25 protein-coding genes are annotated in these 24378 nt (G+C 43.0%); 21 read left to right on the forward strand and 4 right to left on the reverse strand.

Features of this window, described 5'->3' with window-relative positions; all coding sequences use genetic code 11:
- On the forward strand, window positions 1–442 hold a 442-nt coding region (locus O9X84_RS02680), incomplete at its 5' end, for an IS3 family transposase (protein WP_269518016.1).
- Window positions 443–567: 125 nt separating this feature from the next.
- Here the strand turns inward: O9X84_RS02680 and gyrB are convergent.
- The 4 genes from gyrB to dnaA form a co-directional block, all read right to left on the reverse strand.
- Window positions 568–2988 (reverse strand): DNA topoisomerase (ATP-hydrolyzing) subunit B, encoded by a 2421-nt coding sequence (gyrB, locus tag O9X84_RS02685; RefSeq protein WP_269518017.1) that lies wholly within the window; start codon window positions 2986–2988, stop codon window positions 568–570.
- An 8-nt stretch (window positions 2989–2996) separates the two neighbouring features.
- Window positions 2997–4085, reverse strand: coding sequence for a DNA replication/repair protein RecF (recF, locus tag O9X84_RS02690; RefSeq protein ID WP_269518018.1), 1089 nt, complete (start codon window positions 4083–4085; stop codon window positions 2997–2999).
- A 114-nt stretch (window positions 4086–4199) separates the two neighbouring features.
- Complete coding sequence (dnaN, locus tag O9X84_RS02695; protein WP_269518020.1) at window positions 4200–5300, reverse strand: DNA polymerase III subunit beta; 1101 nt, start codon at window positions 5298–5300, stop codon at window positions 4200–4202.
- Window positions 5301–5333: 33 nt separating this feature from the next.
- Window positions 5334–7103, reverse strand: a complete 1770-nt coding sequence (dnaA, locus tag O9X84_RS02700) for a chromosomal replication initiator protein DnaA (RefSeq protein WP_269518021.1) — start codon at window positions 7101–7103, stop codon at window positions 5334–5336.
- Window positions 7104–7692: 589 nt separating this feature from the next.
- Between dnaA and rpmH the strand changes: the two genes are divergently transcribed.
- The 20 genes from rpmH (at window position 7693) to atpG (ending at window position 24363) form a co-directional block, all read left to right on the forward strand.
- Window positions 7693–7827, forward strand: coding sequence for a 50S ribosomal protein L34 (rpmH, locus tag O9X84_RS02705; RefSeq protein ID WP_014290886.1), 135 nt, complete (start codon window positions 7693–7695; stop codon window positions 7825–7827).
- A 17-nt stretch (window positions 7828–7844) separates the two neighbouring features.
- On the forward strand, window positions 7845–8204 hold the full coding sequence (gene rnpA / locus O9X84_RS02710; protein ID WP_032095234.1) for a ribonuclease P protein component: 360 nt from the start codon (window positions 7845–7847) through the stop codon (window positions 8202–8204).
- On the forward strand, window positions 8168–8437 hold the full coding sequence (yidD, locus tag O9X84_RS02715) for a membrane protein insertion efficiency factor YidD (protein WP_442864495.1): 270 nt from the start codon (window positions 8168–8170) through the stop codon (window positions 8435–8437). Before rnpA ends, yidD begins: the two co-directional genes overlap by 37 nt.
- Before the next feature lie 10 nt (window positions 8438–8447).
- On the forward strand, window positions 8448–10106 hold the full coding sequence (yidC, locus tag O9X84_RS02720; protein WP_269518023.1) for a membrane protein insertase YidC: 1659 nt from the start codon (window positions 8448–8450) through the stop codon (window positions 10104–10106).
- 64 nt (window positions 10107–10170) lie between these two features.
- Window positions 10171–10653 (forward strand): YajQ family cyclic di-GMP-binding protein, encoded by a 483-nt coding sequence (locus O9X84_RS02725; RefSeq protein ID WP_032095236.1) that lies wholly within the window; start codon window positions 10171–10173, stop codon window positions 10651–10653.
- 2 nt (window positions 10654–10655) lie between these two features.
- Window positions 10656–12044, forward strand: a complete 1389-nt coding sequence (gene mnmE, locus O9X84_RS02730; RefSeq protein ID WP_269518025.1) for a tRNA uridine-5-carboxymethylaminomethyl(34) synthesis GTPase MnmE — start codon at window positions 10656–10658, stop codon at window positions 12042–12044.
- 3 nt (window positions 12045–12047) lie between these two features.
- A complete protein-coding gene (gene mioC, locus O9X84_RS02735) occupies window positions 12048–12485 on the forward strand; it encodes an FMN-binding protein MioC (protein ID WP_269518026.1) in 438 nt (145 codons plus the stop codon).
- Entirely contained in the window at window positions 12482–13150 is a 669-nt protein-coding gene (locus tag O9X84_RS02740; RefSeq protein ID WP_269518028.1) for a DnaT-like ssDNA-binding domain-containing protein, read from the forward strand. The genes mioC and O9X84_RS02740 overlap by 4 nt, the downstream gene beginning before the upstream one ends.
- A 6-nt stretch (window positions 13151–13156) precedes the next feature.
- On the forward strand, window positions 13157–13981 hold the full coding sequence (locus O9X84_RS02745) for an ATP-binding protein (RefSeq protein ID WP_269518029.1): 825 nt from the start codon (window positions 13157–13159) through the stop codon (window positions 13979–13981).
- A gap of 706 nt (window positions 13982–14687) precedes the next feature.
- Window positions 14688–16589 carry a tRNA uridine-5-carboxymethylaminomethyl(34) synthesis enzyme MnmG gene (gene mnmG, locus O9X84_RS02750; protein ID WP_269518030.1) on the forward strand — a complete coding sequence of 634 codons (1902 nt, stop codon included), beginning with the start codon at window positions 14688–14690 and terminating at the stop codon, window positions 16587–16589.
- Between the two features lie 31 nt (window positions 16590–16620).
- Window positions 16621–17265, forward strand: a complete 645-nt coding sequence (gene rsmG / locus O9X84_RS02755; RefSeq protein WP_269518032.1) for a 16S rRNA (guanine(527)-N(7))-methyltransferase RsmG — start codon at window positions 16621–16623, stop codon at window positions 17263–17265.
- A gap of 13 nt (window positions 17266–17278) precedes the next feature.
- Window positions 17279–18073 (forward strand): ParA family protein, encoded by a 795-nt coding sequence (locus O9X84_RS02760; protein WP_269518033.1) that lies wholly within the window; start codon window positions 17279–17281, stop codon window positions 18071–18073.
- 45 nt (window positions 18074–18118) lie between these two features.
- Window positions 18119–18997, forward strand: coding sequence for a ParB/RepB/Spo0J family partition protein (locus O9X84_RS02765; protein ID WP_269518034.1), 879 nt, complete (start codon window positions 18119–18121; stop codon window positions 18995–18997).
- 206 nt (window positions 18998–19203) lie between these two features.
- Window positions 19204–19587 carry an ATP synthase subunit I gene (locus tag O9X84_RS02770; RefSeq protein ID WP_269518036.1) on the forward strand — a complete coding sequence of 128 codons (384 nt, stop codon included), beginning with the start codon at window positions 19204–19206 and terminating at the stop codon, window positions 19585–19587.
- Window positions 19588–19669: 82 nt separating this feature from the next.
- Window positions 19670–20503: a F0F1 ATP synthase subunit A gene (gene atpB, locus O9X84_RS02775; protein ID WP_032095246.1), complete on the forward strand. Its 834-nt coding sequence runs from the start codon at window positions 19670–19672 to the stop codon at window positions 20501–20503.
- Between the two features lie 94 nt (window positions 20504–20597).
- A complete protein-coding gene (gene atpE / locus O9X84_RS02780; RefSeq protein WP_032095247.1) occupies window positions 20598–20819 on the forward strand; it encodes a F0F1 ATP synthase subunit C in 222 nt (73 codons plus the stop codon).
- A 45-nt stretch (window positions 20820–20864) separates the two neighbouring features.
- Complete coding sequence (atpF, locus tag O9X84_RS02785; RefSeq protein ID WP_032095248.1) at window positions 20865–21335, forward strand: F0F1 ATP synthase subunit B; 471 nt, start codon at window positions 20865–20867, stop codon at window positions 21333–21335.
- A 14-nt stretch (window positions 21336–21349) separates the two neighbouring features.
- Window positions 21350–21883 (forward strand): F0F1 ATP synthase subunit delta, encoded by a 534-nt coding sequence (gene atpH / locus O9X84_RS02790; protein ID WP_269518038.1) that lies wholly within the window; start codon window positions 21350–21352, stop codon window positions 21881–21883.
- A gap of 13 nt (window positions 21884–21896) precedes the next feature.
- Window positions 21897–23438, forward strand: a complete 1542-nt coding sequence (gene atpA, locus O9X84_RS02795; RefSeq protein ID WP_032095250.1) for a F0F1 ATP synthase subunit alpha — start codon at window positions 21897–21899, stop codon at window positions 23436–23438.
- Window positions 23439–23502: 64 nt separating this feature from the next.
- The gene (gene atpG / locus O9X84_RS02800) at window positions 23503–24363 is read left to right on the forward strand and encodes a F0F1 ATP synthase subunit gamma (protein ID WP_269518040.1); all 861 of its coding nucleotides are present in this window, start codon (window positions 23503–23505) and stop codon (window positions 24361–24363) included.
- The last annotated feature ends 15 nt before the right edge of the window (window positions 24364–24378 follow it).

The raw sequence follows: 24378 nt of genomic DNA on the forward strand, positions 1-24378 counted from the left end.
CCAGAAAGTATACCTGTCGCCGGTAATCGACCTGTTTAACCAAGAAGTGGTCAGCTATGAGGTGCGAACATCTGTCACGTTGCCCTTAGTCACTGACATGCTTAAAACCGCAACAGCAAAGCTGCTGAAGCATGAGAGACCACTCATACACTCAGACCAAGGTTGGCAGTATCAAAATAAACAATACCAACAACACCTAAGAGAACATGGGCTGCTCCAGAGTATGTCCAGAAAAGGGAACTGCTTAGACAATGCCGTTGCAGAGAACTTCTTCGGCATATTAAAGACTGAGATGTATCACAATGAAACGTTCAAAGACGCAAATGAACTCATTGAAAATATCAAAGAATACATCGACTATTACAACAACGAACGCATTAAGCTAAAACTAAAAGGCCTGAGTCCGATACAATATCGAAATCAGGCCTTAGTTGCCGCTTAGAAATGAGTCCAACTTTATGGGGTCACTTCATAATAATCGCCTTTTTTATTTTTTCACGTCGCCTGCATCTGAATTGCTTTGTTTTAGCCGACGCTTTTGTTTTTTGGCTAGGCTAAGCTAGTAGCCTATACGTCAAGGTTTGCAACTTTAAGAGCATTCGCTTCAATAAACTCTCTTCGTGGCTCAACCTGATCGCCCATTAACGTTGTAAACAATTGGTCGCAGCTAATAGCATCCTCAATGGTAACTTGAAGCATGCGACGGCTGTCTGGGTCCATTGTAGTTTCCCATAATTGACTCGGATTCATTTCACCAAGACCTTTATAGCGCTGAATATATTGACCGCGTTTTGCTTCACTCATCAACCAATCAAGGGCTGCTTTAAATGAGTCTACGGGTTGCTTACGCTCCCCACGCTGAATATAAGCTTCAGGTCCCATCATATCGTTGATAGCAAGGTTTAATTCACGTAAACGTGCATACTCGTTAGAATCGATAAACTCTCTATCAATAATATACTCGTAGTCGATACCGTGCATACGCATGATAATAGTAATGTAATATTCGCTTAACTCTTGATCGCGTCTAATTTCATAACTGTACGTCGCACCATCATTCTCGCGTTCAGTAAGCTGTGCAACAAAATGCTTAGCGACATTTTCTAGCGCGTCCTCATTTTTCAAATCTTGGACGTCAAGTGTTGGCGTATATAGCATTCTATAAAGCATAGACTGTGGCATTAACCGCTTCATACGATTAATCATTTTTTCTACGGCTTGATATTGCTTAACAAGATTCTCAAGACCAACACCTGAAATGCCTGGGTCATCAGAACTAGTGTGTAATGAAGAACCATCTACCGCTATGGACGTTAGATAATTCGTTAATGAATCATCATCTTTCAAATACTGTTCTTGCTTGCCCTTTTTCACTTTGTAAAGTGGTGGCTGAGCAATATACACGTACCCACGCTCAATAATTTCTGGCATTTGACGGTAGAAGAAAGTCAGTAGCAGCGTTCGAATATGAGAACCATCCACATCCGCATCCGTCATGATAATGATGCTGTGGTAGCGCAACTTTTCAGGGTTGTATTCATCACGTCCGATGCCACAACCAAGGGCGGTGATCAGCGTTGCCACTTCTTGAGAAGATAGCATTTTATCAAAGCGCGCTTTTTCTACGTTTAGAATCTTACCTTTAAGCGGAAGGATAGCTTGGTTTTTTCTGTTTCTGCCCTGCTTGGCTGAACCGCCAGCAGAGTCACCTTCCACGATATAAAGCTCACTCAGTGCTGGGTCTTTTTCCTGGCAATCAGCAAGCTTACCTGGAAGACCTGCTAAATCTAGTGCGCCCTTTCGACGAGTCATATCACGGGCTTTTCGAGCGGCTTCACGAGCGCGAGCAGCATCGATTATCTTGTTCGCGATAATTTTACTTTCAGAAGGGTTTTCTAGAAGAAACTCCGCCAGCTTTTCATTCATTGCTGATTCAACAACTGGTCGAACTTCAGAAGATACCAATTTGTCTTTTGTTTGCGAGCTGAATTTAGGATCGGGTACTTTCACAGAAATAACAGCGGTTAGACCTTCTCGAGCATCATCGCCGCTTGCATTGGTTTTTGCTTTTTTATTTAACCCTTCCTTTTCCATATAGTTGTTCAATGTGCGCGTTAAGGCGCCACGGAAACCGGCTAAATGGCTTCCGCCATCACGCTGAGGAATATTATTGGTAAAGCAAAAAACATTTTCTTGGAAGCTATCGTTCCACTGCATAGCCACTTCAACGCTTATACCGTCTTCGCGCTCTGCACTAAAATGAAATACTTTTTGGTGAATAGCTGTTTTCTTATCATTAAGATATTCGACAAACGCTTTAATACCGCCTTCGTATTTAAAGTGGTCTTCTTTACCGTCTCTCTCATCTTTTAGCTTTATTGATACGCCAGAGTTCAAAAATGAAAGTTCGCGTAAGCGTTTAGCAAGTATGTCGTAGTGATAAAGGGTGTTAGTAAACGTATCTTCACTTGGCCAAAAGCGGATCATTGTTCCGCTTTTATCTGTGTCACCGGTAACTGCAAGAGGCTCTTGTGGAACACCATGCTTGTATTCTTGTTCGTGAGCTTTTCCGCCTCGACGGATACGAAGTTTAAGGCGACTAGATAGTGCGTTTACAACAGAAACACCAACACCGTGTAGGCCGCCAGATACTTTATAAGAATTATCATCAAACTTTCCGCCAGCATGCAAAACTGTCATGATGACTTCTGCAGCAGAAACCCCCTCTTCTTCATGAAGTTCTGTCGGTATTCCACGGCCATCATCAGATACGGAAACAGAACCGTCGCTATGGATAAGTACGACAATTTCAGAACAGTGACCAGCAAGTGCTTCGTCAATTGAATTATCGACAACCTCAAAAACCATGTGATGCAAACCGGTGCCGTCATCGGTATCACCAATGTACATACCCGGACGTTTTCTTACAGCGTCTAATCCTTTAAGTACCTTAATACTGGACGAGTCGTAGTTGTTCTCTTCTGACATACTAGCTTTTACTCCTCTTTCACGTTTCCATGTTCCACGTGAAACATTTTCTTTTCGTTGTATTTTTGTATAAATTCGAGTTGAGTGGACTCAATTGCAGTAACGAAAACCTGCGTGTCCATCCTTAATAACCCGTCAATAAATTGTTCTCTTTTGTCGGCGTCCAATTCAGCACCGACGTCATCTAACAGAAAAATACTTTTTCTATTTGTAGTGGTATTAAATAATTCTGTTTGTGACATTTGTAACGCCGCGACAGCCATTCTAAGCTGACCTCGGGATAACAGCTCTTGGGCATTCACACCATTCACTTTAAGCTTAACATCAGCTTTGTGCGGCCCAGAAGAAGTATGTCCTATTTTACCATCATACTCTTTCTTTTTAACTAGGCTTTCTGATAAAGACGCATCTTTTTCCCATCCTTTATAGTAACTCAGTTTGACTTCAAAGGTTGGTAAGAATTCATTGGCGTATTTTTCAAATATTGGTGTCAATGACAGCAGGTACTCTTCTCTAATCTCAGTGAGTTTTTCACCTAACAACGCGAACTGACTTTCCCAATACAGGTTTTCTGGTGCAGATAGATTAGCCTGCTGTTTTAGCAGTGCATTTCTATGCTTTAAGAATTTGGCGTATTGATTCGCAACCGACTGAAACTCATGTTTCACGTGAAACAATCCCCAGTCACAAAACCGACGTCTTTCAGAAGGAGAACCTATAATGAGGTCTGTACTTTGCGGCGTGAATAATTGAATAGGAACTAAGCTAACTAAATCTGAAAGCTTTTTAGAATGTTCACCATCGATACTACAGGTAAACTGGTCTCCCCTAGTTCGCTGAAATCCTATCTTTTGTTTATCACCATTTTCGTTATGACACGATGCAAATACACTAAACTCATTCTTATCGTGCTGAATGACAGCACTGTGTTTGTTGGTACGAAAAGAACGGCCAAACCCAAGATAATAAAGCGCCTCTATGAGAGACGATTTACCGCTACCATTAACACCTTGGATGATAGTTAAAGAAGGAGACGGGGAGAAACTTATAGATGACAAATTACGGAAGTTCGCAATTTGGACCTGGTCCAATTTCATAATAGAACTCTAAAGGGAATAAAAGCGATACATTGATAAACAATGCACCGCTCTATCGATAGCAATTAAAATAATGCTGTAGGCCTTAAATTGATGTTTTTACTTTCTGCAGTGCTACAAACGCATAGGCATAATGACATAAAGCGCAGCGCCATCAGCGTTATCTTCAATTAACGCACTCGCATTTGAATCAGACAGGCTAACCTTAACCATATCCGAATTTAAAGAGTTCAATACATCAATGAGGTACGCAACGTTAAAGCCAATTTCAAGATCATCGCCTTCGTATTGAACGTCTACGTTTTCCTCAGCCTCTTCTTGCTCTGGATTGTTGGCCGTAATTTTAAGCTCGCCGGTAGCAAGATTTAAGCGAACGCCTCTGAATTTTTCATTCGATAAAATTGCTGCACGTGAAAAGGCTTCTTTTAGCACCGCTTTGCTAGCAATAATTTCTTTATCGCCATTTTGAGGAAGTACCCTACGATAATCAGGGAAACGCCCGTCTACTAATTTTGACGTAAAGATAAAGTCATTTGAAAATATACGAAGATGGTTGGCACCAATCTGCACCTTCAACGATTTATCATCGTCAGAGATTAACCGAGAAATTTCTAATACGCCCTTTCTAGGAATAATAACTTGGCGGGCCGGTAATGCAGTTTCATAGTTAAGGCGACAAAGCGCTAATCTGTGGCCATCTGTGGCCACTGTGCGAATGACATTTTCCTCGGTCTCTAGCGACATTCCATTCAAATAATAGCGCACGTCTTGCTGCGCCATTGAAAAACTCGTTGAATCTATAAGACGTTTAAGGTCGCTACAAGATAGTTCAAATTCAACCTCACCTTCCCAATCTTCTAAATTTGGATAATCACTAGCAGATAGGGTTGATAAAGTATAACGGCCGCGTCCAGCTCGTATCAGAGCTTTACTGCCGTCGATAGAAAAATGAATATCCGTACCCTCAGAAATGCCGCGAATAATATCAAAGAGCTTCTTGGCGGGAACGGTAATTTCCCCTTCGGTAAATTCAGATTCAAGCTTAACACTTGAAATAAGCTCAACTTCTAAATCGGTACCGGTTAACCACAATGCGCCTTCGCTAACTTTAATCAGAACGTTAGATAAAATAGGCAACGTGTGTCTACGCTCAACAGCACCAGACACGAGTTGGAGGGGTTGTAAAAACTGTTCGCGGCTTATAGTAAATTTCATCGCAGTGCTATCTCGCCTCTAAGGTCGTATTATTTAGGAAGACAAAGTCCTAATGAGGTTTTTATAGTCTTCTTTTATATCATGACTTTCTTCTCTTAGCTGCTCTATTTTTCTACACGCATGGAGTACCGTAGTATGGTCCCTTCCACCAAACGCATTACCGAGTTCTGGTAAGCTGTGGTTGGTTAACTCTTTGGCCAGCGCCATTGCAACTTGACGAGGACGAGCAACACTTCTACTTCTTCGCTTAGATAAAATATCAGCTACCTTTATCTTATAATAATCTGCCACGGTTTTCTGAATATTATCAACAGTTACAAGCTTTTCTTGTAAAGCGAGGAGATCACGCAATGCCTCTCTAACAAAATCGATAGTAATGGGGCGACCAGTAAAATTAGCATTGGCAATAACCCGATTTAATGCCCCTTCTAATTCCCTAACATTGGAGCGCAATCGTTTCGCAATAAAGAATGCCACTTCATTAGGAAGGTGGATGCGATTCTCAGCAGCTTTACGCATTAAGATCGCAACCCGTGTTTCAAGTTCTGGCGGTTCGATCGCAATGGTCAATCCCCATCCAAACCGGGACTTTAAGCGATCCTCAACGCCATCAATCTCTTTTGGATAACGATCCGATGTCAAAATGATCTGCTGATTACCTTCCAACAACGCATTGAAGGTATGAAAGAACTCTTCTTGCGATCGCTCTTTATTGGCAAAAAATTGAATATCATCAATAAGCAGAGCATCAACAGAGCGGTAGAAACGCTTAAAATCTTCGATAGCGTTATTCTGCAATGCTTTCACCATGTCTTGCACGAAACGTTCGGAGTGCATGTACACAATCTTTGCATCACCATTATTTGCAACAATACCATTACCTACTGCATGCAATAAGTGAGTTTTACCTAAGCCGGTGCCACCATATATAAACAGTGGGTTATATGAACCACCAGGATTATTAGCAACTTGCGTAGCGGCCGCACGAGCAAGTTGGTTTGATTTACCCTCTACAAAATTATCAAATTGATAGGTAGGGTTGATATTGCTCTTATGCTTCATTGCCTCGGGAATAGGTACTACCCTGGGCGAGGGCTGAGAACGAGGCGCAGACGCTTGATTAGCTGCTCTGTTTTGCTCATGGTAACTACGGCTGCTGTTTGCATTTATACTGCTGTTCCTATCCCCTGAACTGCTACCTCCAGAGCTTCTATCACCAAAGCTTTTATCACCAAAGTTTTTATCACCAGCCTTATTATCGCCAAAATCATTGCCACTAGAGAAACCACTATTATTCTGCTGGGAATGATGTTGGTTCGTATTACTGTGATTATAAGAGTTATGACTAGACGGACTCTGATTCGCTGACGATTGCTGCGATTGCGACGCAGACTGAGAATGCCCTTGTTGTATAGAACCTGATTGATAAGAACCAGATTGATTAGAACCAGCATGAGATTGCGCGCTGTGCTGATAAGCGTTCTGACGTGGTGCAGACTGTGACATCCCTGATGAAGAAGCTTGTGAGGGTGCTGAATTCTGTTGCGACGAGTTATTGACTCGTTGTCGGTTCATTACTTCAAGATGCAATTGTGGCGCACTTTCACCTGCAAACTCACGGAGAAGACCCGTAATATTATCTAAATATTTATCTCTCACCCAATCTAAAACAAAGCGGTTAGGCGCAAAAAGAGCTACATATCCCTCTTGTTCTTCACAAACAAGCGGTCTAATCCACATACTGAATTGTTGCGTCGGTAATTCTTGACGCAGGCGTTCAAGACATTGATTCCATAAGGACATGGTACGTTGTTAGCTCCCGTTGCTCGCGAAAAACCAAATAGAGTAGTGTCGACATCGCGTAAGAGGAAGCCGTGAACGTTCTTAGAAGGTATGTTGAATAATCGCGAGAAAGTAAATTATCGTTCTAGTCTGTGGATTATCTTATTTTATCAACAAAAAGTAAATCCCGATCTCAGCAGATCGCTACGATCAAACTGATAACTCATTGTAAATTATTACCTTTTCTTTTAGATCAAAACGAACTTACTTTAGACTTTCTTACACCTAAAAATAAGGTAAAAGCCCTTGATCTGATCCCCATATTTATGATTGTGCACACCCTATTGTGGATAACCTTTGCTAAAAAATTAGGTTATTCACAGCCTTAATGGAGTTTAATAACTCATTTCAATAAAAAATAATAAAATTTGTTCAATTATTCTCCCCAAAAGCTACATTATGCATTGACACAAGGCCCCGAGATCTCTAGAATTCAGCGTCCTTTTTCGATGGGCTTTTCTGGTGAGAACTCCACATTGTTTTAATAATGAAATAATGTGTTACCAAAAAACGCCTATGTTTGTAACTAAATATAAGTGAGACTTTGGTCATGAAAAGAACATTTCAACCGAGCAATCTTAAGCGCAAGCGTTCTCACGGTTTTCGTGCTCGTATGGCGACTAAAAATGGTCGTAAAGTACTAGCAGCTCGCCGTGCAAAAGGCCGCGCTCGTCTTTCAGCTTAATTAGAAAGACGCCAAAAGTGGGCGAAAATAATTTTTCAAGGGAGTTGCGTCTGTTGACTCCCTCCCACTTTACTTATGTGTTTGATAACGCAACCCCAGCTGTATCTCCCTCTTTTACTATTCTAGCTAGAAAAAACTCTCATAATAATTCGCGACTCGGTATTACTATTGCGAAGAAACGCGTCCGAAAAGCCCATGATAGAAATAGGCTCAAACGACTTGTACGTGAAAGTTTTAGACACAAACAACATCACTTACCAAATGTAGATATTATTGTTATAGGTAAGTCAGGTGCCGATAATCTTAGCAATCAAGAAGTTTTTGCAACTTTAGAAAAGCTATGGAAAAAATTAAACAAGCGTTGCGGAAACTCTTAATTGTAGCTCCCTTAGCATTGATAAAATTTTATCAATGGTTTATTTCGCCTGTTTTAGGCCAACGATGTCGTTTCCATCCGTCCTGTTCTTGGTATGCTATAGACGCACTAAAAACACACGGATTAGTAAAAGGCGGTTGGTTATCGTTTAAACGCATATTAAAATGTCAGCCTTTGCATGCCGGGGGATACGATCCGGTACCAGAAAAACAACAAGATAAACACTCAAAATAAAGAGACCTATATGGAATCGCAACGCAGTTTTCTGATAATTGGCCTAGCGCTAGTTACCTTTTTGCTATGGCAAGCTTGGCAAAAAGATTATGGGCCACAGCCTATAAATCCTGTTCAACAAGAACAGACGCAACAAGCAAATCAAGGTGTACCTTCTTTTGACGAAGCACAAAGCGAAGATGTTCCTACTAGCGATAGTGTACCTGCTGCACAAACCATAGCTCAGACGCAAAACACAAATCGCATTATCGAGGTAAAAACCGACACGCTAGATGTGCGTATCGATTTATTAGGCGGCGATGTTATCTCTGCAAATCTAATAAAATTCCCTGTAACTCAAGGTTCTGATGAGCCTTACAGTTTATTGCGTTCGGGCATGGGATTGTACGTTGCGCAAAGTGGATTAATTGGTAAACAAGGCCCAGATGCTAGCGCAACTGGCAGACCCGTTTATACCGCACAACAATCGGCTTATCAGCTTAGTGGCGATACCTTAGTCGTGCCATTAACATGGAAGAATAGTCAGGGTCTTTCAATTACTAAAACCTTTACGTTTACCCAAGGTCGCTACGATGTGAACGTAAGTTATGATGTACAAAACGCAACGAGCACCGCTGCAAACGTTCAGCCATATGCCCAGCTAAAGCAGGTTATGGACTTTGAAGACGACGGTAACATGTTTATGCCAACCTATCGCGGTGCGGCATTCTCTACAGAAGATGATAGATACGATAAGTATTCTTTTGATGAAATAGAAGACGAAAACCTTCGCAAAACCACTAAAGCTGGTTGGGTGGGAATGCTAGAGCACTACTTCGTGTCTGCATGGGTTCCTTCTCAAGAACAAACCAACACCCTTTATTCTCGCAATATTAATAATCAGTTTGCAGTTATTGGTGTGCTTTCACCTGCCGAGACCATCAACGCCGGTGAGTCTAAAACAATTGCCTCAACGCTCTATATGGGTCCTAAAGACCAAGATAGCCTTGCAAAAATAGCGCGAGGTCTAGACCTAACTGTTGATTACGGCATTCTATTTTGGATTTCTCAGCCGTTGTTTTCACTGCTTACTTTCTTACATAGCCTTGTGAATAACTGGGGTGTTGCAATTATCCTTATCACTATTGTGGTTAAAGGCGCTATGTATTGGCTAACCAAAAAGCAATACGAGTCTATGGCCCGTATGCGTAACTTAGCCCCTAAGATGCAGCAGCTTAAAGACCGCTTTGGCGACGATAGACAAAAAATGTCTCAAGCAATGATGGAGTTGTACCGCAAAGAAAAAGTAAACCCTATGGGTGGCTGCCTACCTTTGCTTTTACAAATGCCTATTTTCCTAGCCCTGTATTGGGTATTAATGGAAAGTGTTGAACTTCGCCATGCCGACTTTGTGCTATGGATAACCGATTTATCAACTAAAGACCCCTACTTTGTGTTGCCAGTATTAACTGGTGCAAGTATGTATTTACTACAAAAATTGCAACCCACTACCATTACCGACCCTATGCAGCAAAAAATAATGCAGTGGATGCCGGTGATGATGAGTGTGTTCTTCTTATGGTTCCCTGCAGGTCTGGTACTATACTGGTTAGTGAGTAATGTCATCACACTGGTTCAAGCCAAAATGATCTATGCTTCCATGGAGAAGCGGGGCATAAGCAATAAATAACATATTGTTTGTTTAATTACACAGCCCGCCTACGCGGGCTGTTTTGTCTAACGAGGAATTTACTGTGCCATCATTCGATATTGTTTCAGAAATAAATATGGAAGAAGTGCGAAACGCTACGGAAAACGCCAGCAGAGAGCTTTCTACGCGTTTCGATTTTCGCGGAATTGAAGCTAGCTTTGATTACAAAGAAAAAACCGTTGTTATGAAAGCAGAGGCTGAATTTCAACTTCAGCAAATGGAAAGCATGTTTAGAACGGCTTGTTCAAAACGAAATGTGGATACGTCTTCTATAGACGTAAAACCGTTTGATGCCCATGGCAAAACCTATCGCCAAACTATTGCGTTTAAAGAAGGTATTGAGCAGCCTATGGCGAAGAAAATCGTTAAGCTGATTAAAGATGCCAAAATGAAAGTTCAAACTGCGATTCAGGGTGAAGAGCTGCGCGTGACGGGTAAAAAACGTGACGACCTTCAACAAGTAATGGCATTGGTTAAATCATCTGACCTAGGTCAACCGTTTCAATTTAAGAATTTTCGCGATTAATTATGGATTCACTCACCTTCTCAACGGACACTATTACTGCTCAGGCAACGGCTCCAGGACGAGGCGGTGTGGGAATTATTCGCGTGTCAGGCCCAAAGGCAAAGGAAGTCGCACAAGCGTTAGTGCCCTGTGAACTCACTCCTAGACAAGCTGCCTATACTTCGTTTATTGATAGTAAAAAAACTGTCATAGACCAAGGCATCGCGCTTTTCTTTAAGGGCCCTAACTCATTTACTGGCGAAGATGTACTTGAGCTTCAAGGGCACGGCGGTCAAGTTGTTATGGACATGCTTATCAACGCTGTACTCGCTACAGGCTGCGCTCGATTAGCCAATCCTGGCGAATTTAGCGAGCAAGCGTTTCTCAATGATAAGCTCGATTTAGCTCAGGCAGAGGCCATTGCTGACTTAATAGACGCAAGTTCACAACAAGCTGCTCGCAGTGCGTTACGCTCCCTTCAAGGTGAGTTTTCAACACAAATCCAAGCCTTATCCGACCAAATTATTCATCTTCGCATGTATGTTGAAGCAGCGATTGATTTTCCTGAAGAAGAAATAGACTTTCTTTCTGATGGCAAAGTGTCTGGGGACCTCTCAGCCATTGTTCAAAGCTTGGCTTCAGTGCGAGAGCAAGCAAAGCAAGGCTCTCTTTTACGCGAAGGTATGCAGGTGGTTATCGCCGGAAGACCCAATGCTGGGAAATCAAGCTTACTGAATGCACTGGCAGGTAGAGAAAGTGCCATAGTCACAGATATAGCTGGCACAACAAGGGATGTATTAAAAGAGCATATTCATATTGATGGTATGCCCGTTCACATTATCGATACTGCGGGTCTACGAGAAAGCCCCGACAAAGTAGAGCAAATTGGTATTGAACGTGCCTGGCAAGCGATAAGCGATGCAGATCACGTTCTCTTTGTCGTAGATTCCACATCCACATCTATCATCGACCCGTTCGAGATTTGGCCGGAGTTTATGCAGCGTTTACCTCTTGGTATTCCGGTTACTGTAGTAAGAAATAAAGCCGATTTAAGCACTTTAGATGTAGGCCACAGTACCGTTGCCACTCAGCAAGGCGATATTTCTGTTATCAATTTGTCTGCTAAACAAGGAGACGGCGTTGATACGTTAAAGTCTCATTTAGCAACCACCATGGGGTTTGACACGACGACAGAAGGTCAATTTATTGCTCGCCGTAGACACATTGACGCACTCGACCAAGCAAATAATCACGTGACAACGGGAGAGCAACAGCTGCATGATGCAATGGCGGGTGAACTTTTAGCCGAAGAATTGCGATTAGCCCATCAGGCACTTTGCGAAATCACGGGTGAATTTACCTCTGATGATCTTCTTGGAAAGATATTTTCTTCTTTTTGTATTGGTAAATAGTTAATGACTAAGCACTTTGAAATTATAGTTGGCACGATGTTAGGTGCTGCGGAATACGTTGCAGACGCTCTTGCAGAAACGTTAAAGCAAAAGGGTTTTACCTACACTATTCACCTTGAGCCTAACCTTGACAATATATCTACATCGGCGCACTGGTTAGTGTGCACCTCTACCCACGGCGCTGGCGAACTGCCCGACAATATACAGCCGTTTTCAGCGCAGTTGAAAAATACTGATCTGTCCTCAGTCAGTGCCTATATTGTGGGGTTAGGCGATACAAGCTATGACACATTCTGTTATGGCGCTAAAACCATGGAATCACTCATCACAGAGCGTGGCGGTACCCTTAATACTCCAGCACTTCATGTTGACGTGCTTGAGCATCCAATCCCAGAAGACATCGCCAGTGAATGGTTTGAAGGCGTACTAGAACCCGCATGAGTAAACCTCTTACCCAAGCTGAACTAACGGTTCTGCAGTCTCCCATTTCCAATGACTGTCGCGTGCTATACATGTTAGGACTTCGCACAAATGCCAACACCGCTACCACGTCTTCATCGGCTATTGATTATAAATCATTGCTAGCACTACTTAACGGTGACAGCAAAGAGCCTCACTATTTACGAGGGAGACAAATCAATAGCCTGCTAAAACAGCTAGAGCAAGCTGGTCTTGTTACCCTTCCCCTTGATATCGACCTAGAACGCAGTATTAACGGTAAAACATTACTGTTACCTTTACTGAGTGAGCCTGTTTCCGATTTCGATGTGTTACACAAACAGCACAGCGCTATGACTCAAGACTGGAAGCCAAATAACGCTTTGTTTAAAGAAATGGCAAACTTACTTGGCATTATTGACAAAACCTTTGACGATAACGATATTGGCGAATTCGTAGCATACTGGTTGGGACGGCCTAGCTCCATATTTAGTGAGTTTCAGTGGACGCAAAAATTTGCTAACAATATCAAACGTAAGAGGCTTGCTTCAGGCTATTCCGCTACGAAAGTTGTAGGAAGTCAGCAAGTGAAAGTTGCAGCAGGCATAGAAGCGGATGATAATGCTAAGAAGTTGGTCGCCAAGTACGCCTCATCAAAAAAGAGTTAATTCAATATGGATCGCATTACAGATAAAATCGCAAATTTAGCCAAGGCGTTGAATAAGCCCGTCGATCCGGATAACGAATACATCGACTACAAAACGCTGCGTAAGCAATATGAAGCGCAGGCTAATGAAGAGATCTCGCAACTACAGCAGCGCAGCAAGAAAGCCCGCGTAGAGGCCATACACGGTCGTTCTGATCTCAATCCCAAGTGGACCTTTTCTAACCTTGTTGAAGATAGCGACGACGTTATAGAAGCGGTATCAATAGCTCAGTCGTTCATTGCTGCGCATGACGACCCTGCATGGCGTCAAAGCGGATCGCATATGATGATCTTCTACGGCGATTATGGACGAGGTAAATCGCACATTGCAGGTGCTATAGCTCATCAACTTATCGATCAATACGAAATATCTGTTCTATATAGGCAGCTTTCCACTATTTTAGAGATGCGAAATTTCTCTTATGATTTTTCGGCGTCTGACAATGCTGGGCAACGGTTCAGGGAAATTCACCACGAACTGCTTAACGTTGACTTGCTGATCCTCGATGAAGTATGCGTTAACGAAAGCATCTTAAAAAAGAACGCGCAAAGCTGGTTTGGTAATCTTTTACGTCAACGACTAGTGAATAAGAAAAACTGTATTCTTATTACCAACCATAACCTTGCAGAATTAGAAAATGCGCTAGGACGCTATTGCTACGAGTCTATACGAGAATACGACACCTATAAGGTGCGTTTTCAAGGCCCTAGCAGGCGAGATGAATTAATTGCCGATCATGAAGAAGAAAGCGTTTCAGCCACACCGAGGTACCAACCAAATCAGGTACGTTAATCTCGTTACCCTCCCTCTTATAACAATCAAAACGACCTGTTAAAGGACAACAAAGTGAATAACTTTATTGTCCTTTTTTGTATTTAGCGCTCTAAATTAATAAAAAAAGGTAAATTAATTTTCGCAGTACGAATTATTTAGAGATCTTTAGGTTAAGGAGATCAGACGATCAGTATCGAAATTGTGGAAAGATCTCCTCCACAGGAAGATCCCTTTGTACACCGTGTATTTGCTCGATCCTGCGATCACACTATTGAATTAACAAACATTTTATCCCCAACTCGATCACATCTTGATCAAGCCTGTGGATAGGATCCTACAACGCCCTGTGTATAAGCTCTGATCGTAAAAAGAATAACTTTTTAAAAATTCACCTGTGTGGATAACTAGGGTGCTTATGCACAAGATCAACCGGGGGTTATATGACTGTGTTTCCCAAAGTTATTGATCGCGTAAGACGATGATCTAAATGCCTTTTGATCGGTTACCCACAGATCTTGCCGATCCTAATAAAAGTAAATATAAAACAGATCTAAAAGAGATCTTAAGATCATTAAAGCCGATCACACTTTTTCAAACCTGTGTTTTGAAGAAAATTTAATCATTTTCTTTAGGTAATAAGTCAGCTAAAATACGCGCCCTTTTTTCAGCAAATCCTGGAAAAAGAATTTTTGTTTATCGATAGTTTTTCAGTGAGGTTTACTCCATGTTTTATGCTCAAGCATTTGATGTCATCGTTGTAGGTGGTGGTCATGCAGGCACAGAAGCCGCTCTTGCCGCTGCACGCATGGGTGCAAATACACTTTTGCTTACTCACAATATCGAAACAATTGGCCAGATGTCATGTAACCCTGCGATCGGTGGTATCGGTAAGGGTCATTTGGTAAAAGAGATAGACGCTTTAGGTGGTGCAATGGCACTGGCTACCGATCACGGTGGTATTCAATTTAGAACGTTGAACTCAAGCAAAGGTCCTGCTGTACGAGCAACACGCGCTCAGGCGGATCGGACGCTTTACAAATATGCGATCCGCAATATGGTCGAAAATCAACCTAACCTCACGTTATTTCAGCAAAGCGTAGACGACTTGGTTGTCGAAAACGATCGTGTATGCGGCGTTGTTACCCAAATGGGATTAAAGTTCAAGGCGCAAACTGTTGTTCTAACGGTAGGTACGTTCCTAGGTGGTACCATCCACATTGGGTTAGAAAATTATCGCGGAGGCCGAGCAGGCGATCCACCGTCTATCGCATTAGCTGACCGTTTGCGGGCACTGCCATTTCGGGTTGATCGCTTAAAAACAGGCACACCTGCAAGACTTGATGCGCGGTCTCTTGATTTTTCAGTTATGCAAGCTCAACCAGGCGACAACCCTACTCCGGTTGTTTCGTTTATGGGTAATCGTGATATGCATCCAACACAAATTCCGTGTTATATCACTCACACTAACGAAAAAACCCATGACATTATCCGCGGCGGATTAGACCGTTCTCCAATGTTCACTGGAAATATCGAAGGGATAGGACCTCGCTATTGCCCAAGTATTGAAGATAAAATTACGCGATTTGCAGATAAAAACTCTCATCAGATTTTTGTTGAGCCTGAAGGGCTGAATAGCATTGAAGTTTATCCAAACGGGATCTCAACCAGTTTACCTTTCGATATTCAAATGAACCTTGTGCGCTCCATCAAAGGTTTTGAAAACGCGCATATCGTAAGACCGGGTTACGCAATTGAATATGATTTCTTTGATCCGCGGGATCTCAAGCAAACTCTGGAAACCAAATTTATCGATGGGTTATTTTTTGCTGGTCAAATTAATGGTACTACTGGTTACGAAGAAGCTGGGGCTCAAGGTCTAGTGGCTGGCGCGAACGCTGCGCTTCAAGTTCAGCAAAAAGACCCGCTCATTTTGCGTCGAGATCAGGCTTATATGGGTGTGCTTATCGACGATCTCGCTACCATGGGGACGAAAGAGCCTTATCGTATGTTCACCAGCCGTGCTGAATACAGACTATTACTGCGAGAAGACAATGCAGACAGTCGCCTGACGGCCCGTGGAAGAGAAATTGGTTTAGTTGATGATGCGCGTTGGGCTAAGTTTAACGAAAAAATGGAAGCTGTTGAAACTGAGACTCAGCGTATGCGCAGTCAGTGGATACACAAAGATCACGTTGCAACACCAGAACTTAACACCATGCTAAAAACACCGGTGAGTCGTGAACATTCTCTGGAGGAAATAATTCGTCGCCCAGAGATGACGTATTCACAATTGATGGAAATTGAAAGCGTGGGACCTGGACTTTCCGATCCCATCGCTGCTGAGCAGGTAGAGATCCAAATTAAATACGCAGGTTATATTGCGCGTCAGATGGATGAAATAGCCAAAGCACAGCGCCACGAGAATACGTTGCTTCCACGTGATATGGATTTTAGTAAAATTTCGGGTCTAAGCAATGAAGTTATTACTAAACTTACTGAAGCCAGACCTGAGACAATCGGTAAAGCGTCGCGAATTTCAGGTATTACTCCTGCGGCAATATCTTTGCTTCTGGTTTACCTCAAAAAACATGGCATGCTAAGAAAACACGAAAAAATCAGCGCATAACCGCGTTCAATATCAACACAGAATCCTTTTGATGACTACACAGCAAGATTTGCATTCCATATTGGCCTCTGGACTTGAGGCCCTCTCACTTAATCTAACAGACAAGCAGCAACAACAACTTGTTGAATTTGTTTTACTTATCGATAAATGGAACAAAGCTTATAACCTCACTTCCGTGAGGTGCCCAAAGCAAATGATGGTGAAGCATATCTTAGATTCACTCGCCATTGTGCCGCACTTGACCGGTGAGAATATTATTGATGTGGGAACTGGCCCTGGATTACCAGGGATGCCACTGGCGATAGCGTTCCCAGATAAAACCTTTACGTTGTTAGATAGTTTAGGCAAACGGGTTCGCTTTATGACACAATGCGTGCATACGCTCAAACTCACCAATGTAACACCCGTCAACAGCCGTGTAGAAAATCATGTCGGCGACAAGCCATACGATATTGTTCTTAGTCGCGCATTCGCATCACTAAAAGATATGTTGCACTGGTGTGAACATCTGGTAGATTCAGATGGGCAGTTTTTAGCACTAAAAGGTCAATTTCCACAAAGCGAGATTGATGAAGTAAGTGATCACTTTCAAGTTACGGCTACGGAAAATATTGCGGTACCAAATTTGGAAGGTGAAAGGCATCTAGTTTGGCTAAGAAAGACTCAGCAACGTTAAAACAGGATTTAGTGTGGCAAAGGTAATCGCAATCGCGAATCAAAAAGGCGGTGTGGGTAAAACAACCACAGCGGTAAATGTTGCAGCATCTATGGCGGCGACTAAGCGAAAAGTATTGCTTATTGACCTTGACCCTCAAGGAAACGCGACTATGGGGAGTGGCGTCGATAAGTATGAAGTCGATGCAACGGCATTTGAGTTACTCATCGAAGAAAAACCCATTAACGAGGTTATTGTCAAAAACACAGCTGGCAAATACGATCTCATTGCAGCAAATGGGGATGTGACAGCAGCTGAAATTAAGCTGATGGAAATGTTCGCCAGAGAAGTGCGCCTTCGTAATTCACTGAAACCCGTCATCGATTATTATGATTTCATTTTTATTGACTGCCCGCCATCACTCAATCAACTCACGGTTAACGCGCTAGCGGCGTCAGATTCTGTGATGGTTCCAATGCAATGCGAGTATTATGCTCTTGAAGGTTTGACTGCACTGATGGACACCATCCAAAAATTGGCGTCTGTTGTTAATCCTGAATTGAAGATCGAAGGCGTTTTGCGTACTATGTATGACCCTCGGAATCGCCTTGCTAACGACGTTTCAGAGCAATTAAAGCGTCACTTTGGTGAGCAAGTCTACCGCACAGTGATACCAAGAAACGTTCGTCTTGCTGAAGCGCCCAGTTTTGGAACGCCAGCAATGTATTACGACAAGTCGTCTACCGGCGCTAAAGCTTACTTAGCCCTTGCCGGTGAAATTCTGCGACGCAGGGATAAAACTTCGCCTTCTCAGGCAAAAGCGAGTTAAACAAAAATAAGCTGCTACCTATCAGCACATGCCATAGAGGACACTATGTCAGCACGTAAAAGAGGCCTTGGCCGAGGGTTAGATGCGCTTCTCGCTACTAGCCAATCATCGTCTCAAAGAGAACAGGATGCCGCAGAGGTCGTATCAACGAATGGTGATTTAAGTAAACTGCCTATCGAATTTTTGGTACCCGGAAAATATCAGCCTCGTAAAGACATGTCGCCGGATGCATTGGAAGAACTTGCATCGTCTATTCGAGCACAGGGGATTATTCAACCGATTGTGGTCCGTCAAGTCGATGAAAATCGCTATGAGATTATAGCCGGTGAACGTCGTTGGCGTGCATCTCAGTTGGCTCAGCTTGACGAAGTACCTTGCCTGATTAAAAACGTGCCTGACGAAGCGGCCGTTGCCATCGCGCTAATTGAAAATATTCAGCGAGAAGATTTAAATGCGATGGAAGAGGCTCAAGCACTCGACCGTTTAATGAGTGAGTTTTCATTAACACACCAAGAAGTTGCTGAAGCTGTTGGGAAGTCCCGTACGACGGTAACCAATTTATTGCGTTTGAATAATCTTAACGACGATGTAAAAACATTGGTTGAGCATGGCGATATCGAAATGGGTCATGCTAGGGCATTGCTCGCTTTAGAAGGCGAGACTCAATCAGACACCGCACAAATTGTATCTGGTAAAGGCCTAACGGTAAGAGATACCGAAAAGCTAGTGAAAAAGCTTTTAGAGCCCGCCAAACCCAAGCCAGAAAAGAAAATTGATCCTGATGTTCAAAACCTTATGACTCGACTTTCAGAAAATTTGGGTACACAAGTGGATATAGACCATAATGCGAGGGGCAAAGGAAAACTGACAATTAGCTTTAGTGATTTAGAGCAGTTAGATGGAATTATATCTAAAATTCAGTAGCTTATTTTAATTTTAAGTAGTGCATCACTAAGGTGTCTCTTTGCCATAATCGGTGTTTGTTAACAATAACGGACACTCTCCTTTCCGGTTATAGCAATAGGATATTTTCAGAATAACTTTCAAAAAGCGATGTACTGTTGAAAATTGTCGGTAAAACAGTATACTTCTGACGCTTTTTGTAAGACGTGAACAAGCAGCGAGATAGAGTGACAAACAAGTTAGCGAAACGGGGGGTAACCCTCGCCAAAAAAGGGCTACTTTTTCAAATTGTCACAGCCACAGTAATGGTTGCATTTGCAGCGCTTATTGGTGGCGCGATACCGGCTATTTCAGCCGCGACAGGTGCCTTAATCAGTATCTTGCCGAAAACAGTTTTCACTGCATTTGCATTTCGATACGCCGGTGCGAGTAAAAACGAACTTGTTGCACGCAGCTTTAGCCAAGGTTCAAAAATGAAATTGGCGCTAACAATTATTTTATTTGTAATTGCATTTAGATTTTTACACGTTATGCCACTTGTTTTATTTACGGCATTTGTGATTACAACCGTTAGCCACGCGCTAGCGATGTTTCATTACGGTTCGAAATAATAACAACGACGACATTAGCGAAACCGTTAGAAACACGATAACCAGTTACTGAATTTTTACACTTTACAACTTAGGTTAAACAATGGCATCTGAATACACTACCTCAGAATACATCAAGCACCACTTGACCAATGCCACCATGTGCTCAACCGACAATGGAATTGCTTTTAACAAAGCATGTTCTGATGCTGGGTTTTGGGCATGGCATGTCGATACACTGGCATGGTCAATCGGACTTGGTTTACTTTTTCTAATTATCTTTAGAAGCGTTGCGTCAAAAGCAACCACTGGCGTACCTGGCAAGATGCAGGCATTCGTTGAGTTGGTTGTCGAGTTTGTTGATGACAACGTAAAAAGCACGTTCCACGGTCGCAGTGCACTTATTGCACCTCTTGCGCTCACTATTTTCGTTTGGGTTTTATTGATGAACCTAATGGACTTAGTGCCTGTTGACCTGATCCCTTGGGTATCTGGGTTAATTGGCCAAGCCGCATTTGGGATGGACCCACACGACGTTTATAACAAAGCAGTGCCAACCACTGATTTAAATCTTACCTTTGCATTGGCAACAGGTGTATTCATCTTAATCTTGTTCTATTCAATCAAGATGAAGGGAATCGGCGGTTTCATGAAAGAGCTGACAATGCAGCCTTTCGGACACCCTGCGTTTATCCCGATAAACTTTATTCTTGAGACAGTAACACTGTTAGCGCGTCCGTTATCACTTGCGCTACGTTTGTTTGGTAACCTGTATGCCAGTGAGCTTATCTTTATTTTGATAGCCACTATCGGTTACTTCCAGCTTCCACTACATTTCATGTGGGCTGTGTTCCATATTTTGGTACTTCCGCTACAAGCGTTTATTTTCATGATGTTGACCATCGTGTATTTAAGCTTGGCGTGTGAAGAACATTAAGCATTAACGCGCGCTGATAAAACCTGGAAAATTAGCGCCGTTTTTACAGAGTTTTACTTTTAACTTTAAATTTAACTTAAAATCGGAGACGTAAATGTTATACATCGCTGCTGCACTACTGATTGGTCTTGGTGCCCTAGGTACCGCTATTGGTTTCGGTCTACTTGGTGGCAAATTCCTAGAATCTGCTGCTCGTCAACCTGAACTTGCACCTCAACTACAAGTTAAGATGTTCATCGTAGCGGGTCTTATCGATGCCATCGCAATGATCGGTGTTGGTATCGCTCTATACCTATTGTTCGCTGTTGGTGCCTAATTCTACTAACCACTTTTTTAGCGAACTTTAAGAGGAGGGGCGATTTTGAATTTTAACGCCACTTTTATAGGTCAATTAATCGCCTTCGCTGTGTTCGTGGTGTTCTGCATGAAATATGTGTGGCCACCGCTGATTGCAGCGATTGAAGAGCGTCAGAAGAAAATAGCCGATGGGCTTGAAGCTTCTGAACGCGCAGAGAAAGACTTAGAACTTGCCCAAGCGAAAGCCACTGAGCAAATGAAAGACGCGAAAGCGCAAGCAGCTGAAATTATCGAGCAGGCCAAAAAGCGCGCCAACCAATTGGTTGACGAAGAAACGCAGAAAGGCCATGCAGAGCGCGAGAAAATTATCGCGTCTGGTTATGCCGAAGTTGAAGCTGAACGCAATCGTGCCAAAGAAGATTTGCGCAAGCAAGTTTCTGCATTAGCAGTAGCTGGCGCACAGCAAATCTTACAACGCGAAATCGATGCTAACGCACAAAACGACATTGTTGAAAAACTTGTCGCTGAGCTTTGAGAAGGAGATGAGCCATGTCTGAATTGACAACCGTTGCTCGTCCTTACGCTAAAGCCGCTTTCGATTTTGCCGTCGAGAAAAGTGCTGTTGCAAAATGGCAAGAAATGCTCACCTTTGCCGGTGCTGTTGCTGCTAACGATGAAATGCACGAGTTACTAACTGGTGCCGTTGCCGCTGACACGCTGTCGGACATTTTTGTAAATGTTTGTGGTGAGCAACTCGATGAACACGGCCAAAACCTGATGAAGGTATTGGCTGAGAATAAACGTTTAGCCGCGTTGCCTGAAATCTCTGCGTTATTTGATGCTTTTAAAGCTGATTATGACAAAGAAATAGAAGTTGACGTAACGTCAGCCTCAGCGCTGACCAACGCACAACAATCTGAATTGATTGCGTCGTTGGAAAAACGTTTGGCACGTAAAGTGAAGCTTAATTGTAACGTGGACCCTGCTCTGATCGCTGGAATGGTAATAAATGCCGGTGATACAGTAATTGATGGTTCCGTAAAGTCGAAATTGAACCGTCTAGCAGACGCGTTGCAAGCATAACGGGGATAAGAGCATGCAACTTAATTCCACTGAAATTGCTGAACTGATCAAGAAAAGAATTGAACAGTTCAATGTAAGCAGTGAAGCACGCAATGAAGGTACTATCGTCGCAGTAACCGACGGTATTATCCGTATTCATGGCCTTGCCGATGTAATGCAAGGTGAAATGATCGAGCTTCCAGGAAGCCGCTACGCAATGGCACTAAACCTTGAGCGTGACTCAGTAGGTGCTGTTGTTATGGGTCCATATGCGGACCTGAAAGAAGGCGATAAAGTACAATCTTCAGGTCGTATTCTTGAAGTTCCAGTAGGCTACGCTCTACTTGGTCGTGTTGTTAACACACTAGGTGAGCCAATCGACGGTAAAGGCGCAATTGAAGCTGCAGGTTTTGAACCTGTTGAAAAAATTGCACCAGGCGTAATCGAACGTCAGCCAGTCGACCAGCCTATCCAAACAGGTTATAAATCTGTTGATGCGATGGTGCCAGTAGGCCGTGGACAGCGTGAGCTGATCATCGGTGACCGTCAGTGCGGTAAAACTGCAATGGCGATAGACGCTATCATCAATCAAAAAGGTACAGGCGTTAAGTGCGTGTACGTAGCGATTGGTCAAAAAGCATCAACTATTGCAAACGTTGTACGTAAACTAGAAGAGCACGGAGCGTTAGAGCACACAATTATTGTTGCTGCTTCTGCTTCTGAATCTGCTGCGCTTCAATACCTAGCGCCGTATTCTGGTTGTACAATGGGTGAGTTTTTCCGTGACCACGGTGAAGATGCATTAATCGTATATGATGATTTGTCTAAGCAAGCTGTTGCTTATCGTCAAATTTCATTGCTACTTAAGCGTCCACCAGGTCGTGAAGCCTATCCAGGTGATGTTTTCTATCTTCACTCGCGTCTACTAGAGCGCGCTGCACGTGTAAACGATCAATACGTTGAACGTTTCACCAAAGGCGAAGTGAAAGGTAAAACAGGTTCATTAACTGCGCTTCCAATTATCGAAACGCAAGCTGGTGACGTATCTGCATTCGTACCTACTAACGTAATCTCGATTACTGACGGTCAGATCTTCTTAGAAACTGACTTGTTCAACTCAGGTATCCGTCCAGCCGTAAACGCGGGTGTATCGGTATCTCGTGTTGGTGGTGCTGCACAGACTAAAATCATCAAGAAGCTAGGTGGTGGTATTCGTTTAGCACTTGCACAGTATCGTGAACTTGCTGCGTTCTCGCAGTTTGCTTCAGACCTTGATGATGCGACTCGTGAGCAACTTGAGCACGGTGAGCGCGTTACAGAACTGATGAAGCAAAAGCAATATGCTCCACTTTCAATTGCTGATATGGGTGCATCCCTGTTCGCGGTAGAAAAAGGGTTTCTAAAGAGCGTTGAGCTGGACAAAATCTTAGATTTTGAAGCCTCTCTTCACTCGTATTTGAACAGCGAGCACGCTGACCTTATGAAGACTATCAACGAAACGGGTAACTACAACGACGAGATTGCCTCTAAGTTGAATGACGCATTAACTAGTTTTAAAGCGACACAAACTTGGTAATCAATGCAGCCGGTAATGTGTAATAGCATAACCGGCGACACGTTGAGTAATCGGAGAGATAGTCATGGCCAGCGGTAAAGAGATAAAAGGTAAGATTGGGAGTATTAAAAATACTCAAAAAATTACCAGTGCAATGGAAATGGTTGCTGCGTCTAAAATGAAAAAGGCGCAGGAACGTATGGCCACCGGCCGTCCGTACGCACAAAACATGCTAAAAGTGATTGGTCACATTGCTAACGGTAACCTTGAGTATCGCCATCCTTACTTGGAAGAGCGTGAAATCAAGCGTGTTGGTTATATTGTGGTTTCCACTGACCGAGGCTTATGTGGTGGTTTAAACACCAACGAATTTAAGCTTGTCGCTCAGAACGTTAAACAATGGCGTGATCAGGGTGTTGAAGTAGATTTCGCTGCATTAGGCGCGAAGGCTTGTAGTTTCTTCAATCGATTTGGTGGCAGCTTGCTAGCAGCTGAATCTGGATTGGGTGATAAGCCGTCAGTGAGTGATGTAGTGGGTGTTGTACGCGTTATGCTTAAAGCGTACGACGAAGGCAAGATAGACCGAGTATTCTTGGTATTCAATGACTTCGTAAACACGATGACACAGAAACCTGTGAGCAATCAGTTATTGCCTTTGCCAAAGTCACAAGACGAAGAATATCAACATCGTTGGGATTACATATACGAACCGGATCCAAAAGAAATTTTGGAAGCATTAATGGTTCGTTACATTGAATCTCAGGTGTACCAGGGTGTTGTAGAAAACGCAGCGTCAGAGCAGGCTGCGCGAATGGTTGCCATGAAGGCAGCAACAGACAATGCCGGCGATCTTATTGATGATCTGCAACTGGTATATAACAAAGCGCGACAAGCTGCAATCACACAAGAAATTAGTGAGATTGTTAGCGGTGCCGCAGCGGTGTAGGCAAAGGTTTAAAAG

Source organism: Alteromonas sp. BMJM2 (assembly GCF_027257845.1).
Taxonomy (GTDB): Bacteria; Pseudomonadota; Gammaproteobacteria; order Enterobacterales; family Alteromonadaceae; genus Alteromonas.